The sequence below is a fragment of the Enterovibrio baiacu genome, from assembly GCF_004120195.1.
Taxonomy (GTDB): Bacteria; Pseudomonadota; Gammaproteobacteria; order Enterobacterales; family Vibrionaceae; genus Enterovibrio; species Enterovibrio baiacui.
In genome coordinates this window covers 13017-30619 of the sequence record NZ_SCHN01000033.1, presented here as the reverse complement: position 1 = coordinate 30619, position 17603 = coordinate 13017, and the positions used below count along the sequence as shown (strand labels likewise).

Here is a 17603-nt window from a genome sequence, read left to right as displayed (position 1 = left end):
CCTGAAGTACCTGTCACCGAGACTTCAAAGACATCGTCGTCATTGGTTTCAAGGATCGAGTCATCCAAGGTTGCGACGGTAAAGTCGGTTGATGTGGTGCCTGCTGCAATCACCACATCGCGAGTAACTGGCGTGACATCGCCGTCTTCGGACGTCTTGTGGCCTACAACGACAGTGACGGTTAAATCCGTTGTTGGAGCCTCGGAAATGGTTAACGTGTAAGACGCTTCCGAACCTTCGATAACCTCGGTATCGCCCGTGAGCGCAAGCGTCGGCTTGTCAGTGGACGTCGTGTCTTCGTTGATCGTGGTTTCAACAGCTGCTGGGTTGTCTGGCAGTACTTCAAAGCCGCCGCCCGTAGACCCTGTGACTGAGACTTCAAAGACATCATCGTCATTGGTTTCAAGGATGGAGTCATCCAAGGTTGCCACGGTAAAGTCGGTCGACGTTGTGCCTGCCGCAATCACCACATTACGCGTGACTGGCGTGACATCGCCATCTTCGGACGTCTTGTGGCCGACAACGACGGTGACGGTTAAATCAGTCGTTGGTGCTTCTGAAATAGTGAGCGTGTAAGACGCTTCCGAACCTTCGATAACCTCGGTATCGCCTGTTAATGTCAGGGTCGGTTTGTCCGTCGAAGTGGAGTCTTCGTTGATCGTGGTTTCAACTGCCGCTGGGTTGTCTGGCAGTACTTCAAAGCCACCGCCAGACGTGCCAGTGACTGATACTTCAAAGACGTCATCGTCATTGGTTTCAAGGATCGAATCATCGAGAGTTGCGACGGTGAAGTCGGTTGAGGTGGTGCCTGCTGCAATCACCACATCGCGCGTGAATGGGGTGACATCACCGTCTTCAGACGTCTTGTGGCCGACAACGACAGTGACGGTTAAATCCGTTGTTGGAGCCTCGGAAATGGTTAACGTGTACGACGCCTCTGCACCTTCAACGACTTCCGAATCGCCCGTGAGCGCAAGCGTCGGCTTGTCAGTGGACGTCGTGTCTTCGTTGATCGTGGTTTCGGTCGCTGAAGGATTGTCCGGCTGCACTTCAAAACCACCGCCAGAAGTGCCAGTGACTGACACTTCAAAGACATCATCGTCATTGGTTTCAAGGATGGCGTCATCCAAGGTTGCCACGGTAAAGTCGGTCGACGTTGTGCCTGCCGCAATCACCACATTACGCGTGACTGGCGTGACATCGCCATCTTCAGACGTCTTGTGGCCGACAACGACAGTGACGGTTAAATCCGTTGTTGGAGCCTCGGAAATGGTTAACGTGTACGACGCCTCTGCACCTTCAACGACTTCCGAATCGCCCGTGAGCGCAAGCGTCGGCTTGTCAGTGGACGTCGTGTCTTCGTTGATCGTGGTTTCGGTCGCTGAAGGATTGTCCGGCTGCACTTCAAAACCACCGCCAGAAGTGCCAGTGACTGACACTTCAAAGACATCATCGTCATTGGTTTCCAGAATGGAATCGTCCAGTGTCGCGACGGTGAAATCTGTTGAGGTTGTACCTGCTGAAATGACGATATTGCGGGTCACAGGAGTGACATCGCCATCTTCCGAGGTCTTGTGGCCGATAACAACCGTCACGGTGAGATCAGTCGTTGGTGCTTCTGAAATTGTGAGTGTGTAAGGGGCCTCTGCACCTTCAACGATTTCCGAATCGCCTGTTAATGTCAGGGTCGGTTTGTCGGTCGAGGTCGTATCTTCTTTGATCGTGGTTTCGACTGCTGCGGGGTTATCTGGAAGCACTTCAAATCCGCCGCCAGCGGTGCCTGTGACAGACACTTCAAAGACATCATCGTCATTGGTTTCCAAAATGGAATCGTCCAGTGTCGCGACGGTGAAATCTGTTGAGGTTGTACCTGCTGAAATGACGATATTGCGGGTCACAGGGGTGACATCGCCATCTTCGGATGTCTTATGACCCACAACGACAGTGATGGTTAAATCAGAGGTTGGGGCTTCGCTGATAGATAAAGTGTAAGACGCTTCCGCGCCTTCAACGACTTCTGAATCACCCGTGAGCGTCAGCGTTGGTTTGTCGGTCGATGTGGTGTCTTCATTGATCGTGGTTTCAACCGCTGCTGGGTTATCCGGCAAGACTTCAAAGCCGCCGCCAGTCGAGCCAGTAACAGACACTTCAAAGACATCATCGTCATTGGTTTCAAGGATGGAATCGTCCAGCGTCGCCACGGTAAAGTCGGTCGAGGTTGTACCTGCAGAAATCACCACATCGCGCGTCACTGGCGTGACATCGCCGTCTTCGGACGTCTTATGACCAACCACGACAGTGATGGTTAAATCAGAGGTTGGCGCTTCGCTGATGGTCAGCGTATAGCTGGCTTCTGCGCCTTCGGTAACTTCTGCATCGCCCGTGAGTGTCAGGGTAGGCTTGTCGGTCGAGGTCGTGTCTTCGTTGATTGTGGTTTCGACTGAAGCTGGATTATCCGGCAAGACTTCAAAGCCACCGCCCGTCGCGCCTGTGACTGACACTTCAAAGACATCATCGTCATTGGTTTCCAGAATGGAATCGTCCAGTGTCGCGACGGTGAAATCTGTTGAGGTTGTACCTGCTGAAATGACGATATTGCGCGTGACAGGGGTGACATCGCCGTCTTCGGACGTCTTGTGGCCTACAACGACCGTCACGGTGAGATCAGTCGTTGGGGCTTCGCTGATAGACAAAGTGTAAGACGCCTGTGCACCTTCAACGACTTCCGAATCGCCTGTTAATGTCAGAGTTGGTTTGTCGATAGACGTTGTGTCTTCATTGATCGTGGTTTCGACTGCAGCTGGGCTATCCGGCAGCACTTCAAAGCCACCGCCTGAAGTGCCAGTGACTGATACTTCAAAGACGTCATCGTCATTGGTTTCCAGGATGGCGTCATCCAAGGTTGCGATAGTAAAGTCGGTCGACGTTGTGCCTGCGGTAATCACCACATCGCGAGTGACTGGCGTGACATCGCCGCCTTCGGACGTTTTGTGGCCTACAACGACCGTCACGGTGAGGTCAGAAGTCGGGGCTTCGCTGATAGTCAGCGTGTAGCTGGCTTCAGCACCTTCGGTAACTTCCACATCACCTGTCAATGTCAGAGTCGGTTTGTCGGTCGAGGTCGTGTCTTCATTGATGGTGGTTTCAACTGCTGCGGGGTTATCCGGCAGTACTTCAAAGCCGCCGCCAGACGTACCTGTTACCGAGACTTCAAAGACATCGTCGTCGTTGGTTTCAAGGATGGAGTCATCCAAGGTTGCGACGGTAAAGTCGGTTGAGGTGGCGCCTGCTGCAATCACCACATTGCGGGTCACAGGGGTGACATCGCCGTCTTCGGATGTCTTGTGGCCGACAACGACAGTGACGGTTAAATCGGAAGTCGGGGCTTCGCTGATGGTCAGCGTATACGACGCTTCAGCGCCTTCAACGACTTCCGAATCGCCTGTTAAGGTGAGGGTTGGTTTATCCGTCGAGGTCGTATCTTCGTTGATCGTGGTTTCAACTGCCGCTGGATTGTCCGGCAGGACTTCAAAGCCGCCGCCAGTCGAGCCAGTAACAGACACTTCAAAAACATCATCGTCGCTGGTTTCAAGGATCGAATCATCCAAGGTAGCAACGGTAAAGTCGGTCGACGTTGTTTCTGCCGCGATAACCACATTGCGAGTAACTGGCGTGACATCGCCGTCTTCGGACGTCTTGTGACCTACAACAACCGTCACGGTGAGGTCAGAAGTCGGGGCTTCGCTGATAGTCAGCGTGTAGCTGGCTTCAGCACCTTCGGTAACTTCCGCATCACCTGTCAATGTCAGAGTCGGTTTGTCGGTCGAGGTCGTGTCTTCATTGATGGTGGTTTCAACTGCTGCGGGGTTATCCGGCAGTACTTCAAAGCCGCCGCCAGACGTACCTGTTACCGAGACTTCAAAGACATCGTCGTCGTTGGTTTCAAGGATGGAGTCATCCAAGGTTGCCACGGTAAAGTCAGTTGACGTTGTGCCTGCCGCGATAACCACATCACGAGTCACAGGGGTGACATCGCCGTCTTCGGACGTCTTATGACCCACAACAACAGTGACGGTGAGATCTGTTGTTGGCGCTTCTGAAATAGTGAGCGTGTAAGAGGCTTCAGCTCCTTCAACGACTTCTGAATCACCTGTTAATGTCAGGGTAGGCTTGTCGGTAGACGTTGTGTCTTCATTGATCGTGGTTTCGACTGAAGCTGGATTATCCGGCAAGACTTCAAAGCCACCGCCCGTCGAGCCTGTGACTGACACTTCAAAGACGTCATCGTCATTGGTTTCAAGGATAGAATCATCGAGAGTTGCGACGGTGAAGTCGGTCGACGTTGTGCCTGCCGCAATGACGACACTGCGAGTCACAGGCGTCACATCGCCATCTTCGGATGTCTTATGACCCACAACGACAGTGATGGTTAAATCAGAGGTTGGGGCTTCGCTGATAGATAAAGTGTAAGACGCTTCTGCGCCTTCGATAACTTCGGAGTTACCTGTGAGTGTCAGCGTTGGTTTGTCTGAAGAATCCGTGTCTTCGTCAATGGTTGTTTCTATGCTCGTTGGTGCTGTCGGTTGCGCTTCAAATCCGCCTCCGGCTGTATTGCTTACGGAGACGTTGAAAACGTCAGTATCATTGGTTTCATCAAAGACATCATCCGAGGTGGTGACAGAAAATGTTGCGGAAGTTGTACCAGCGGCAATAACGATATCGCGTGTTTCTGGTGTGATATCGCCGCTTTCAGACGTTTGGTGTCCAATTACAATGGTGGCGGTGAAATCTGATGAAGGAGCATGAGACAAGGTTAATGTGTAGCTCGCATCGCCGCCTTCCGTGACATTTGAGTCACCTGTCAAGGAAAGTGTAGGTGCGTCAACGGTGCCATCGTTCAGTGTGGTTTCAAAACCAGGCGGAAGTTCGGGCTTTTGTTCAAAGCCACCGCCTGAAACGCCATCCACTGTGACAGAAAAGACATCCCCATCACTGCTTTCGTCATACACATCGTTAGCCGTGTCTACGGCGAACGTGGTCGATACTGAGCCTGCTGGGATAAGAATATCGCGCGTAACAGGGGTAACATCGCCATCTTCTGATGTTCTATGCCCGATGGTGACCGTCACCGTCATATCCGATGAAGGCGCTTCAGATAGCGTGATGGTGTAGCTCGCCGACTCTCCTTCATTAATGGAAGTATCGCCCGTGAGTATTAAAGAGGGGGCATTCGCATCGCCATCGTTGATAATAGTTTCAACGGGATCGGGTAGGTGAGGCAATCGCTCGAATCCGCCGCCTTCAACATCCAAGACTTCAACACTAAATACGTCATTGTCATTCGATTCATCAAAGACATCATCAATGGTGTCGATGGTGAAGGTCGCTGAACGGGAACCTGCAGGTATTGTTATTTCACGCGTGCTTTCTGATACATCGTCGCCTTCCGCAGTGGTGCGAGAAATATCGACCGTAATAGTGACGTCGGATGTTGGCGTGTGGGACAAGGTAAGCGTATAGGACGCTGAGTTACCTTCTATCACCGTTTCATTGCCAGATAAGGTTAGGCTCGGCGCGTCGTTGTTTTCAGCATGGTTAAGGGCACTCTCATCCAGAATATTGGTTTCGATTGGCGGTGGTGTAGCTATGTTCTGATCGGCATCGCCCGTTTGAATGCTAGAAATTGAAACTGTAAAAGTGTCACTGTCTGCACCTTCGTCAAAGACATCATCAATGATATCGACAGAGAACGTTGCTGAAGTTTGGCCTGCAGGAATAACAACTTCGCGGGTTATTGGGGTGATATCGCCTGATTCGGATGTTTTATGGCTGATAACGACGTTGACGCGCGTATCTGTGTCGACAGGGCTAGAAATAGAAATGGTATAGGAGGCAGACGTGCCTTCTTCGATGATACTGTCACCAGTCAGTGATGCTATTGGGTTTTCCGTTTCGGCGATAAAAACGCGGTCAATGGATTCTAGCTGCTGAAGCGTGAGTCCTAATTCTGTTGGAGTTTGGGTGGTAAAGCCAGCGTAAGCATAAACATGGGAGGTGCTTCCAGATTCGATAATGGCTTGGGCCGCGATCGATGAGCTGTCGGCAGCATTGCCAGCGGCTGCTTCAACGCCGTCGAGTTGCGTTGGATCTTGGCCTTTTTCGAGGGCAGCAAGAATATCAAGCACGTCAAGGTTATCAGGAATCATGAGTTCTGTGAGCGATTCTTGTTCTTGAAGAAGAACGCGATCCTGATGAATGTCTACAACGACGGCTTTTTGGCCTTTGTCGCTGTGTCCAAACAGCGAGGAGATGAGGATGTCTCCTTCACGTAACACTGAATCTTCGGCTGCGGTTATTATCTTGCCATTTGGCTCGATGATAAATGCCTTCCCTGCCAATTGTCCTATAACCGAATCTGGCATACCTGCTCCTATGGTTCGATTTTTTATAATTTTATTTATTGAGTTTGTTAACAATACAAAATCTAATGGATAGTAGTGCTAAAAATCTTTGCAGTCTTCGCACTAAGTGACATCAATTGTTTACATAATGAGAATTTGCGTTATTTAAATTTACATTAGTTGAAAAACGGGAAGCTTGGTTTTAAACAGGCGAATTGCATGCAGAAGTGTAGAAAGGTACAGAATTTATGCGGTTAGCGTGTGGGATTGAACGTAAGAAACGAGAAAGTGTCTAGCTAAATGTCTGGAATGACTGATATTCCAGTTGTTTCATTAATGAGCAAAATATCAATGATAATCCACCACAATTCGTGCTAATTATGTCTATTTATTCAGGCAGTATGGCGAAGCTGAAGCTCTGGGTATGAATAAATTGGGTGATTTGAGGGGTGTCACAGCATGATGAGAGATTGTTGAGTGTCACCATACGTAATATGTCTCATATCATTATTGAGATCGTGTGTGAGTGAGAGGCGGTGATTTGACCATTTTAGGTCGCTCGAAGTGATGCCTTTAACCGCCCTAAAAACGACGTTAGTGCGAAAAAAAGGGGCGGATTAATCCGCCCCTTTTTCAGTATTCGTTGCAATTGATTATGCAAATGCGTCTTGAAGTGGTGGAACAACCTGCTTCTTGCGGCTCAGAACACCATCTAGCCATACGCGGCCATTTTCTGTGTTTTGACCGTATGCGCGTTCAATGATTGCTACGTCGTCAGAAACAACAAGCAACTCTGAACCTTCTTTCATGATGTCTGTAAGAAGAAGCATCACAGAGTGGCGCTGGCCTTCTTCTTTCAGCGCAGCGATGTCAGCTTCTAGCTCTTCTTTGATTTCATCAAAAACTGCTAGGTCAACAACTTCAAGCTGGCCAATACCCACTAGGTTGCCGTTCATGTTGAAATCTTTAAAGTCACGCATGACAAGATCGCGTGCTGGTGTACCAGCAACAGAAGACTTCACGTTGAACATGTCCATGCCCAATGCTTTGTAATCTTCGATGCCAGCAATCTCGGCCAGATCTTCAACACAACGAATGTCTGCCGTGGTGCAAGTTGGTGATTTGAAGATAACAGTGTCGCTAAGAATTGCGCACAGCATGATGCCAGCAATGTCTTTAGGAATCGCAACGCCGTAGAAATCGTACATCATCTTGATAACGGTGTTTGAACAGCCAACAGGGCGGATCCAACACTCTAGCGGTGTTGAGGTGGTGAGATCACCCAGTTTGTGGTGATCAACAATGCCCACGATCGTCGCTTCAGCGATGTCATCAGGTGCTTGAGTGAGTTCAGAGTGGTCAACGATGTAAACTTCTTCACCCGCGTAGCTAAGTTTTAGCTCAGGCGCATCGAACCCAAAGCGGTCAAGGATGAACGCTGTCTCTGGAGATAGCTCACCCAGACGAGTCGCGACTGCTGGCTCTTCGATTTGGTTTTTAAGGTATGCAAGTGCAATTGCACCGCAGATTGAATCTGAATCAGGGATCTTATGTCCCACTACATACATTGGCATAGTTGGCTCTCGTGATGCTCACATTTGAATTTTGGCGCATTTTACCAGAGTGACTTTAAATGTACATTGGCGCGTGGCCGCAGATCCGGTAACAATTTATGTAGCAGTTGCTCTGAGAGTACGCCTTAAATCCAATATCGTCAGTTACAGCGGAATAATTATTCCTGCGTTAATCTGAGGGGCGAGGCCACTTGGTAAGTAGGTCTCTTGATGCCTAAAGTAATTCAACTCAAGCCCATATCTCACTTTTATTGGTAAGTTGTAGTCAAACACCAGTGCTGCTGCAACGCTCGGACCGTAAGCTTTGAGATCTTCTCTGTCTCTTCCGTAATAGTTACGGGTCCCTTTGTACTCAGCAACGCCAGCCTCCATTTGCACAGAATAGGCTTGGTACTTTTTCTCTTCATATTGAACGCCAACTCGATAGTGCTTCACAGATTCTTTATCGGAAAACCAATGAGAGTCGGAGATGCCAAAGCTGCCATAGACAGCTTCAAACCCCATTACATCTTGCAGTCCTAGTTGCGCACCTAAACCCCATTGCATACCCAATTTTAGGTCAGGAGAAAAATGCACATCTGCGCTGGCAGAAACGCTTGTTAATAGCGCCATTGCGAAAAATGATTTTTTTATCATGAGCTCTTTTCCCTAAAACATAGGACTAGAATTTGTAACCGACAGAAAACGAGAATTGGTCAGTGTCAACGTCATCATATGTTGGGAAGTCAAAGCGAATATCGGCGTAAAGACCCATGTCTAAACTTGCGCGAACTCCTGCTCCGAGATACAGAGACGAATCTTTGTACGTGTTGTTAAAGATTTCTTGGCCATTGATGTGCTCTTTGATCTGGTCTTTGTTCCAACCTAGGCCGATAACGCCATAAGGTTTTACGCGAGCCCCTTCCAAATCGAAGGTGTAACCAATGTCAGCGTCAATTTTAAAGGTGTTGCTTTTCACTTCTGAAGACGCAATGCCAAAGAAGTTCTCTTCGTCGCTGGTGCGTGAGTAGGAAGTATTAACACCAACGATACGGTTAACGTCATAGCCGTACTCAAGCTTAAATCCTTTTCCCCAATCGACGGATTGACCATCAAAAACCGCATCACTTTTGGCATAACCAAGCCCAACGCGGTGGCCGCTAAAGTCATCAGCGATAGAGACGGTAGAAAAGGTAAGAATAAATGCGGTGCCTACTGCGAGTGTTTTTTTCATTATGTGCTCTCAATGTAAAAGGAGAGCGTCCTTGCTATGAAACGTCGTAAATGCCTTTCCAAACGGCAAGGAAAAGATACGACGTCTAGCAGGCAGAGGCTAAGTGGATGTGCTTATGACGCTGATAAGTGGTGCTTATTGTGGCTCAGAGAGTAATAACGCAAGCAATTCATTGAGCCATTCGACGAGCGCGTCGTTTTTATTGCGCTGGTGTGTATAGCTTAAAATGGGATAGCGAAATTGAATGTTGTCTGCTTGAACATCAACACGTCGAATATTTGAATAGGCGTCAAAGGGGAATAAATCAGTTGTCGGGTAGTACATGTCGGTGCGTTGAATCACATCCACAATGGCCATTGGGAAGGCGGAACGAAACCCAATGGGGCTTGGAAGCCCAAGCTCTTTCAACTCTCTGGCTGCGATTGGTAAGTCTTCACTCCAACCTGGGATCAGCAGTGAGGCGATCTCGTATTTTGAGAATGTCTCAGGTGTGGCTGCACCATCGCTGATTGGGTGGTCGTTTCTCACCGCGCAACAGCCTTTAACCACGGCGAGCTGTTCCTGTTTAACGTGTTTTGGCACATACGGATATTGATAGTTAATGCCAAGTAAAACATCACCGTTGCTTATTTCTTCAAACGTAGAAGTCGTCCATTGAACGAGGTCGAGCTCAATATTAGGCGCACGTTTTTTGAGTTCAATAACCAAAGCCCCAGAAATGCATGTTAATACCTGAGGCCCAAGTGCTAAGCGAATTTTTCTTCGTATGGTTTGAGGGTCAAAGTCCTCCAAGCTGCCAAGTGCAGAATAAAGCGCATCAATATGAGGAAGGATGGCAGCAGCAATACGTTCTGCTTCTGGAGTTGCTTCTAAGCCTGTTTGCACCTTGATGAAGAGTTCATCATTGAAATGATGGCGAAGCTTTTTCAAATTTTGACTAACGGCAGGCTGTGTTACAAATAGGCGCTCTGCGGCTTTACGTGTGTTCTTTTCTTGAAAGAGAACGAGGAAAGTTCGCAGTAAATTAAGATCGAGAGTATTAAACAAATCCTTAGCCATTTTTCCTACATTCCATTAAATGAATATTTTCATATTATGCAGAAGGGCGGAAAGATAAACCAGAATTCTTGTGTGAAAGTCACGTATCGTTTAACGCATCAAGATGGAAGGATCATTTGGACATGTATTGGGAGGTTGTCTTACTTTTAAATGGTGAGAATCAGGATTATATGAAAAGTTAGGCAAAAAAGAAAAGCGCTGCGTCAACAGCGCTGAAAGGCATAATGGATAACAGTGGATTCGTTTTTATGCATTAGGCTCAGTAAAAAAAACGGTTCTTATAGATCCCTCATTAATATTTCTAGCTCTTCGGCTGCTTCTTCTATGAGGTTTTCGAGTTCCCTGGCGTCGTCGTTAGCAAGAGGAAGTTGCCAGTGAACGGGTTTACCATTTGACGTGTGTTTGCCGACCAACTTCGTCACTCTTCCACTGCGTTCAAACTTCAACTGCTCAAACTCAGCAGAGTGACATTGGTGTTTTTCAAGTATCTCCACTTCGAGTAATCCCACTGGGTTAACCTCGATGTGAGCATGGAGTTGTTTGGTATCTTTCAACAGGTAATTTCGATGTCTTGCCAGCATGTGATTTCCCCTGAATTCCCCAATCTTGTTTGCGAAATTGAAGTGTAGTCAACCGAGCGCATATTGGGGTGGGAATGATCGATCTTTCTTGGCAACTGATGACAAGGTTATGATGCATAAATGAAAGTTTTTTTAAGCACAAGATACGGTTTATAAACGGCTTTTTGTACAGATACAGATGGGGTGTTATGGCTGTAGGCTAAGCAGAGTGGGGCTTTTAGCACGTTGTCAGGAGAGACGTAGGCAGAAAAAAGCCCAGCGCGAACTGGGCTTATTCGACAGGCTCAAAGAGCGCTAACCACTTTCTTCAACGTCGATTGCAGAAGGGCGCTTTCTTGCTGAGAAAGGAGTGACGAAACGAGCTCGCCATTAAACTGTTCAGCCTGAAGTAATTTATCTGCTAACGCTTGTCCTTTTTCGGTCAATGTTAGAATCTTAGAGCGTCGATCGTGTACATCATCGCGTCGATCAATCAGACCATCGACAACCAACCCTTGTACGACTCGACTAACTTTAGATTTCTCGCTCGCTAAATAGCTTAAGCCCATTAGCTCACCTTGACGTAACTCACCTGCACTTGCCACTGCATTGATGGTAATCGCCTGCTCTGGACTAACGTTGATGCCTTGTTCTTCTAATTTGTCATGAAAACGCTTAGACGCTTTCAGTGAAACCAGACGACACAGAGCGCCAAACTCCGATTGAATATCCACCATTATATTTTTTTTAATTTTGTTGTACTGAGTGGGTGAGATCTTACATCCGGAATGTAAAGAAAGTCTAATGACCTATACATTTACAGCATGAAAGATTTTAGGTCTATTGATAACAAATTTTGCTCTATTACTTTTGGATATAATTGATTTGATGTTTATTTGTTCAATACGGTATGCTTTGACATAAATAAACAAAAATTAGATAAATCATTTTATAAAACGCGGCTTTTTTTTATTCATATGTAAACCTGTGGAAAAATAATTACTCACATCTAAAAATGTAAGTAATTATTAATGCGGTTACATTGATTGAAAATTAATCAGTGTGCTTGGGTGTTGAATTACAAAAGCGGACTAAACATGTAGAAAAATTGCTCTACAGGTCGATTGAATATGGAACGGTTACGCCATTCTTGGAGAGAGACTGTCGTTGAATGCGCCATATAGGTTTGTTGGAGTGCAATGAGGTCTCGGCAGAAATCAGGGTCATCCACACACAGTGTGAGTTCGAAATTGAGCCATAGGCTTCGCATATCGAGGTTAACGGTGCCAATCAAACAGAACGCTTCATCAATCATGACTGACTTGGTATGTAACAGGCCGCCGTTAAAACGATAAATATTCACACCTGCTTGCAATAAATCGTTAAAGAAAGAACGACTCGCCCAATCTACCATCAAGCTATCATTTTTCGCAGGAATGATGATGTTCACTGTCACGCCACGTTGAGCGGTGGTTTGCAATGCTCCCAACAAAGACTCACTCGGAACAAGGTAGGGTGTCGTGATTGTTACGCTCTTTTTAGCTTGATGAATGGAAATCATCAGTATCTGCTGAATAATGCCGTCAGGCATACCGGGACCAGACGGTGCAATTTGAACCGCGTGATTGGCGTGGGCGTGTTGTTCAATCAAGCTGCATTCGGGCAAGTTAGGTAGGTAGCGCAAACCCGTTTCAACTTCCCAATCCCAAGCGAAAATGCTGTTTAAGATCGGCACAGAAGGCCCTTCCGCCTGTACCATAATATCGATCCACTGACCCACCCCAGAGTCTTGCTTGAAAAACCTTGGGTCGACCATGTTCATTGACCCTGTATAGCCCACCTTATTATCCACCACCACAATCTTGCGGTGTTGGCGAATGTCCAGTCTGCGAAGGAACATACGCAACGGGCTTACAGCGAGTGCTTCAATGAGTTCAACACCTGCTTTTCGCATCGATTCTGGCCAATGGCTTTTAAAGAAAGCTTTGCTGCCTGCGGAGTCCAACATGATTCGTACTGTCACGCCGCGCTCTGCAGCTTCGCAGACGGCTTTAGCCACGTCATCGGCGTGTCCACCGGGTTGCCAAATATAAAAAACCATATTGACCGAGTGCTCGGCTTTTTGAACATCAGCGGCAATGGATCGCAAGATATCTGCGGTTTCGCTTTGCAGAGAAAGGAGGTTTCCAGCCAAAGCAGGGATGCCCGCACGTTTCAGGCATAAATCATGAACGGGTCGAGACAAGGAGCTTTGATGTTGGGGGCGGTGTGCATCACACCCACCGAGAGACTCCATCCAATCGCGATAAGGTTGATACATTGCGCGAGAGCGTTCAGCCCGTTTTTTGCCAAGGTTCAGCTCGCCAACCAATAAGTACAAGATCACGCCCACAATTGGAACGATATAGATGATCATGAGCCAAGCAATGGAGACGCCGAGGGCACGTCGTTTTAAGACAACACGAATGGTGACAGAGGCAATCAGAAGCCAATAGAAGAAAACACTTGCCCAGACGAGGAATTGATAAATCTTTTCCATATCAAACGATTCAGCCCAATGGGGTAACGAGAGTTAAGGACATTATGCACTGAATAGACCGATTAGTGTTCTCGATCTTGAGGTTGATTGACCAGCTATCTTTGCAGAATGTGATGGGTTGTTAAAAATGCGTGTTAATTTGATTGCGAGAACGTAATGAGATGAGGTTTAGATATGGTTAAATATGCTGCTTGATCGAAAAATATAGCGCATTCGCTTCAAATTCTATTCTCAAACTGGTTTACTTGCCATGTCTGTTAAGAAAACAGGCGCAATCGCTCCTGTAAGAAAATATTTACACCTCCGGCGGAGGAGTGCCAAGGATTGGTAGTAGAAGCTGGATATACCTCAACAGGCAGAGGCGCCCAATTTTAGGGGCCACCTCCGGTTGCTTGGGTATAACGATAATAACAATCACAATTACATTTGTAGTAGAGAGTACATATGGCAAGTGGTCATCGAGCCCAGTTTTCTTCGCGTTTAGGTTTCATTCTTGCTGCAGCAGGTTCTGCGGTTGGTTTGGGTAATATTTGGGGGTTTCCAACACAAGCAGCAAGCAATGGCGGTGCTGTCTTTCTTATCACTTATCTCATCATGGTGTTTGTTCTTGCTTACCCATTGCTGGTTGCAGAACTGACTATTGGCCGTTTTGGTGCATCTAACCCTATTCGTTCTCTTGTTTCGATTGCACCTAAGCAAAAGTTACTCGCCTCTTCTGTCGGTATCGCGGGCATGTTGGGTGTTAGCGGTATTCTGAGCTTCTATGCCATCGTGGCGGGTTGGTTCTTTGGCTTTTTGATTGGCCCTGTGCTCAGTGTCTTGGGCTTTGAAAGTGCGGCAGCATGGTTGGAAGGCTTTGGTACGGCCCGTAATATCGTGCTGATGCTGGTCTTCATGTTACTGACCATCTTCGTTGTGCGCAGCGGTGTGACCGACGGTATCGAGAAATGGTCTAGCCGTTTGATGCCTGTGCTGTTCGTTCTGTTCATCTCAATGGTGGCCTACACCTTGTTCCAAGATGGCGCAATGGAAGGGTTGAAGATGTACCTTGTGCCAGATATGTCGCACTTCTCGCCGGATCTGATGGTAAGCGCAATGGGTCAAGCCTTCTTCTCACTCTCTATTGGCGTGTGCACCATGATGGTTTACGGCTCTTACTTGCGTAAAGATGCTGACATTCCAAAGACCGCCGCTCAAGTTGCACTTCTCGATACCGGGGTGGCGTTTGTCGCGGGTCTGTTGATTTTGCCAGCCATGTTCGTTGCGCAAAACAATGGCGTTGAGATCTACAGTGAAGCGGGCGCGCTGCTTGATGGTGATACGCTGGTGTTCAGTGTGCTGCCTGCCATGTTTGATACTATGGGTGGCGCAGGTTTAATCATTGGCATTGCCTTCTTCGCTCTCATGGTGATTGCTGCACTGACATCGTCTATTTCCATGCTCGAAGTGCCAGTCTCTTGTGCTTCAGAAGAACTGAATAAAGATCGTAAAACCGTTGTATGGTGGATTGGTGGTGCGATTGCTTTGTTCTCAACCCTTATCATCCTTAACTTCGGTTCCATGTTTGGTTTGGTTATTAGCATCACCACCGAATACATGCAGCCGATTCTGGGTCTGATCATGGCATTGATTGCAGGGTGGGTCTGGAAGCGTAATCAAGTCTTGGAAGAGCTGAGTCAAGGTAACCCAGAATTGAAAGAGAGCCTGTTCTGGAAAATCTGGCCAACCTACGTGCGCGTTGTGTGTCCGATTTTGATGGCGCTTGTGTTTTTATGGCCAGTGCTTAAATAAGCCATCGTAATTTGTGGTGCGGTAACGTTTATTTAGAGCGTGCTGAAGTAGAAACCATATAATTCGAGATATGCGAGAAAAATCCTCAGCCTGTAGCTGGGGATTTTTTCGTTTTTCGCGCCTAACCTTCATCCGAGCTTTATTCACACCAGTTTCGCCATTACACTCTCCGCAGTTTCGATTATTCAAGGTTCAGCTATGTTCGATCTGGTCTTTCAAAACGAAGACTTTCTGGTGATTGATAAACACCCTGGTATCAGCGTGCATAAAGATGATAACGCTCAACCATTGCTTGCCAGTGTTGGGCAACTCACGGGTGACAAACAGCTGTATCTGATTCACCGTTTAGATAAAATGACCTCGGGGCTTTTACTGCTTGGACGTCATCAAGCTGCCGCTTCAGCGCTTTCATCACTTTTCGCTGCACGTGAAGTGGGTAAGTTTTATCTGGCGATTGCCGCGAAAAAGCCGACGAAAAAGCAGGGCACAATCATTGGTGATATGGCGAAAAGTCGTCGTTCAATGTGGAAGTTATTACCGAGTAGAGAAAACCCTGCGGTAACACAGTTCTTTTCTACGTCAGTGGGTGAAGGGCGTCGTGCTTTTCTCTGTAAACCGTTTACGGGTAAGACGCACCAGATTCGCGTTGCGTTAAAAAGTGTTGGCTCTGCGATTTTAGGTGATGATATCTACGGTGGACTAGAGGCCGATCGCGGGTATCTTCATGCCTATGCTTTGGCGTTTTGGCATGCCGGTGAACACTACCAATTTATTCAGCCTCCTCGCATTGGTGAGCAGTGGGCAGAGATTCCAGAAGACTGGCAATCTCCCTCTTTGTTGGCTTGGCCGACATTGCCCCACAAAAAAACAAAAGTGCAGTGACGCGCGCATTTCATTTTAATTTTCGTACTCCAAGGATGGAACGAGACTGTTGGAGCATTCCATGCCGCTTATTCGTAAAAAAACACAAACTAATGCGCATCGTTTCTGGAGCCTTGCCAATCTTCGTCGACAACGCTTAAAAAAGTCGGCAAGAGGGCGTATTAAAAGAAACAGCGATTTCACCAACCTTCAATTGGGTGGAGCACCCGTTGAAGGCGTCACTATCGCAAACCCCGACAATGTGATCGTTGAAAACAATGAAGGATTTGAAAAATGATGAATCCAGCTGCTTTGTCGACGTTCTTTGCCGTTATTGCTGAGCGTTTACCTGCGTGTAGCAATGAAGTGCGCCGTGTTTTTCATGGCCGTGGCCGCTGTTACGAGGGGCTTGAACAAATCACCGCGGATTGGCTAGGCAGCGGCGTGCTTCAGATTGCGATCTTTAAAGAAGATGAAGCCGCATTTTATGATGCGTTAAAACAAGGCATCGCAGATTTTCAACACGGAGATGTTTGGAAAGCCATTGGCGGAAACACCATTGTTGTTCAGCATCGTGACCGCGAAGGGGCGGAAACAGAAACCTTTGTGGGCGAGCAACCTCAACAAATCAATGTGATTGAGAACGGGCTGACTTACAAATTGGATCTGGGTAAGCGTCAGAACAACGGTTTGTTTCTCGACATGCGTTTAGGTCGAGAGTGGGTGCAGAACAACGCCAAACACAAGCGCGTATTGAACCTGTTTGCCTACACCTGCGGCTTTTCTGTGGCTGCCATTGAGGGCAAGGCCGACCAAGTGGTTAACTTGGACATGGCAAGGTCATCACTTTCTCGTGGTCGTGAAAATCATCAGTTGAATCAGCATAACCTCAATCAAGTGGCATTTTTGGGGCATGAGTTATTTAAATCATGGGGTAAGGTCAAAAAGTATGGTCCTTATGATTTGGTGATCATTGATCCTCCGTCATTCCAGAAAGGCAGTTTCGTTCTGACGAAAGACTACGCGAAAATCTTGCGCCGTTTGCCTGAGTTGGTCGTGGAAGGCGGTGATGTACTTGCGTGTGTGAATTCACCTGACATTCAGCCAAGTTTTCTGACGGAACAAATGGTTGAGTGCGCACCCGCATTTGAGTTTGTCTCTCGCTTAGATAATCCACCAGAGTTTGAAGACATTGATTCAGACAGTGCGTTGAAAGTGATGCATTTTCGTCACCGCGAAGTTAAGTAAACCGTATATTTTCCTGAATCTACTTGGAGGTAAGTCATGGATGCCTTTCTCCGCATCAGTCAATTCGACGCGGGCCATCACGACGTTTTGTATCAAGGTGAACGTTGGGGAATGTCGATAAAACGGTATAGCGAAGGTAAATCCGTCAAGGTATACGCAGAATCGCTGTCTAGTACCAATTTCATCAGTGCCAATATGTATGAGGTCGATGGAAAGTGGGTGCTCAAACCCTGTGAAATGCCAGAAGAGAAAGTCTTGGCATTTATTCATGGGTTTACTGTGTAGATAACGGGTGGATTGCCACGGGTTGTATGACACGGTCAAAAAAGGCCCAGCAGGGCCTTTTTGCGTTCTACG

13 protein-coding genes are annotated in these 17603 nt (G+C 47.5%); 5 read left to right on the top strand and 8 right to left on the bottom strand.

The features are described 5' to 3' along the window. The 8 genes from EQP46_RS23695 to cls form a co-directional block, all read right to left on the bottom strand. A partial coding sequence (locus EQP46_RS23695) for an immunoglobulin-like domain-containing protein (RefSeq protein WP_129495943.1) occupies nt 1–6422 on the bottom strand: 6422 nt, incomplete at its 3' end. A 632-nt stretch (nt 6423–7054) separates the two neighbouring features. Then, complete coding sequence (locus EQP46_RS23690; RefSeq protein WP_129495942.1) at nt 7055–7975, bottom strand: manganese-dependent inorganic pyrophosphatase; 921 nt, start codon at nt 7973–7975, stop codon at nt 7055–7057. Between the two features lie 144 nt (nt 7976–8119). Continuing rightward, on the bottom strand, nt 8120–8611 hold the full coding sequence (locus EQP46_RS23685; RefSeq protein WP_129495941.1) for a hypothetical protein: 492 nt from the start codon (nt 8609–8611) through the stop codon (nt 8120–8122). A gap of 25 nt (nt 8612–8636) precedes the next feature. Continuing rightward, a complete protein-coding gene (locus tag EQP46_RS23680) occupies nt 8637–9188 on the bottom strand; it encodes a porin family protein (protein WP_129495940.1) in 552 nt (183 codons plus the stop codon). 135 nt (nt 9189–9323) lie between these two features. After that, entirely contained in the window at nt 9324–10247 is a 924-nt protein-coding gene (locus tag EQP46_RS23675) for a LysR family transcriptional regulator (protein WP_129495939.1), read from the bottom strand. Nucleotides 10248–10525: 278 nt separating this feature from the next. Then, nucleotides 10526–10828 (bottom strand): hypothetical protein, encoded by a 303-nt coding sequence (locus tag EQP46_RS23670; RefSeq protein ID WP_102317193.1) that lies wholly within the window; start codon nt 10826–10828, stop codon nt 10526–10528. A gap of 284 nt (nt 10829–11112) precedes the next feature. After that, nucleotides 11113–11544, bottom strand: a complete 432-nt coding sequence (locus tag EQP46_RS23665) for a MarR family winged helix-turn-helix transcriptional regulator (RefSeq protein ID WP_129495938.1) — start codon at nt 11542–11544, stop codon at nt 11113–11115. Between the two features lie 341 nt (nt 11545–11885). Next, nucleotides 11886–13346, bottom strand: coding sequence for a cardiolipin synthase (gene cls, locus EQP46_RS23660; protein WP_129495937.1), 1461 nt, complete (start codon nt 13344–13346; stop codon nt 11886–11888). Between the two features lie 444 nt (nt 13347–13790). Between cls and EQP46_RS23655 the strand changes: the two genes are divergently transcribed. The 5 genes from EQP46_RS23655 to EQP46_RS23635 all read left to right on the top strand — a co-directional run bounded on the left by EQP46_RS23655 (nt 13791) and on the right by EQP46_RS23635 (nt 17531). Continuing rightward, entirely contained in the window at nt 13791–15137 is a 1347-nt protein-coding gene (locus tag EQP46_RS23655) for a sodium-dependent transporter (protein ID WP_129495936.1), read from the top strand. Nucleotides 15138–15335: 198 nt separating this feature from the next. After that, entirely contained in the window at nt 15336–16019 is a 684-nt protein-coding gene (locus EQP46_RS23650) for a TIGR01621 family pseudouridine synthase (protein WP_129495935.1), read from the top strand. Between the two features lie 61 nt (nt 16020–16080). Further along, on the top strand, nt 16081–16296 hold the full coding sequence (locus EQP46_RS23645; protein WP_129495934.1) for a hypothetical protein: 216 nt from the start codon (nt 16081–16083) through the stop codon (nt 16294–16296). Further along, nucleotides 16293–17246 (top strand): class I SAM-dependent methyltransferase, encoded by a 954-nt coding sequence (locus tag EQP46_RS23640; RefSeq protein WP_129495933.1) that lies wholly within the window; start codon nt 16293–16295, stop codon nt 17244–17246. Before EQP46_RS23645 ends, EQP46_RS23640 begins: the two co-directional genes overlap by 4 nt. A 36-nt stretch (nt 17247–17282) precedes the next feature. Then, complete coding sequence (locus EQP46_RS23635) at nt 17283–17531, top strand: hypothetical protein (protein WP_129495932.1); 249 nt, start codon at nt 17283–17285, stop codon at nt 17529–17531. The last annotated feature ends 72 nt before the right edge of the window (nt 17532–17603 follow it).

Excerpts from the sequence above, each read along its gene's own strand:
- EQP46_RS23655 (WP_129495936.1), top strand. The coding sequence starts at position 13,791 with ATGGCAAGTGGTCATCGAGCCCAGTTTTCTTCGCGTTTAGGTTTCATT.
- EQP46_RS23650 (WP_129495935.1), top strand. The coding sequence starts at position 15,336 with ATGTTCGATCTGGTCTTTCAAAACGAAGACTTTCTGGTGATTGATAAA.
- EQP46_RS23690 (WP_129495942.1), bottom strand. The coding sequence starts at position 7,975 with ATGCCAATGTATGTAGTGGGACATAAGATCCCTGATTCAGATTCAATC.
- EQP46_RS23640 (WP_129495933.1), top strand. The coding sequence starts at position 16,293 with ATGATGAATCCAGCTGCTTTGTCGACGTTCTTTGCCGTTATTGCTGAG.
- EQP46_RS23645 (WP_129495934.1), top strand. The coding sequence starts at position 16,081 with ATGCCGCTTATTCGTAAAAAAACACAAACTAATGCGCATCGTTTCTGG.
- EQP46_RS23680 (WP_129495940.1), bottom strand. The coding sequence starts at position 9,188 with ATGAAAAAAACACTCGCAGTAGGCACCGCATTTATTCTTACCTTTTCT.
- cls (WP_129495937.1), bottom strand. The coding sequence starts at position 13,346 with ATGGAAAAGATTTATCAATTCCTCGTCTGGGCAAGTGTTTTCTTCTAT.
- EQP46_RS23635 (WP_129495932.1), top strand. The coding sequence starts at position 17,283 with ATGGATGCCTTTCTCCGCATCAGTCAATTCGACGCGGGCCATCACGAC.
- EQP46_RS23670 (WP_102317193.1), bottom strand. The coding sequence starts at position 10,828 with ATGCTGGCAAGACATCGAAATTACCTGTTGAAAGATACCAAACAACTC.
- EQP46_RS23665 (WP_129495938.1), bottom strand. The coding sequence starts at position 11,544 with ATGGTGGATATTCAATCGGAGTTTGGCGCTCTGTGTCGTCTGGTTTCA.
- EQP46_RS23675 (WP_129495939.1), bottom strand. The coding sequence starts at position 10,247 with ATGGCTAAGGATTTGTTTAATACTCTCGATCTTAATTTACTGCGAACT.
- EQP46_RS23685 (WP_129495941.1), bottom strand. The coding sequence starts at position 8,611 with ATGATAAAAAAATCATTTTTCGCAATGGCGCTATTAACAAGCGTTTCT.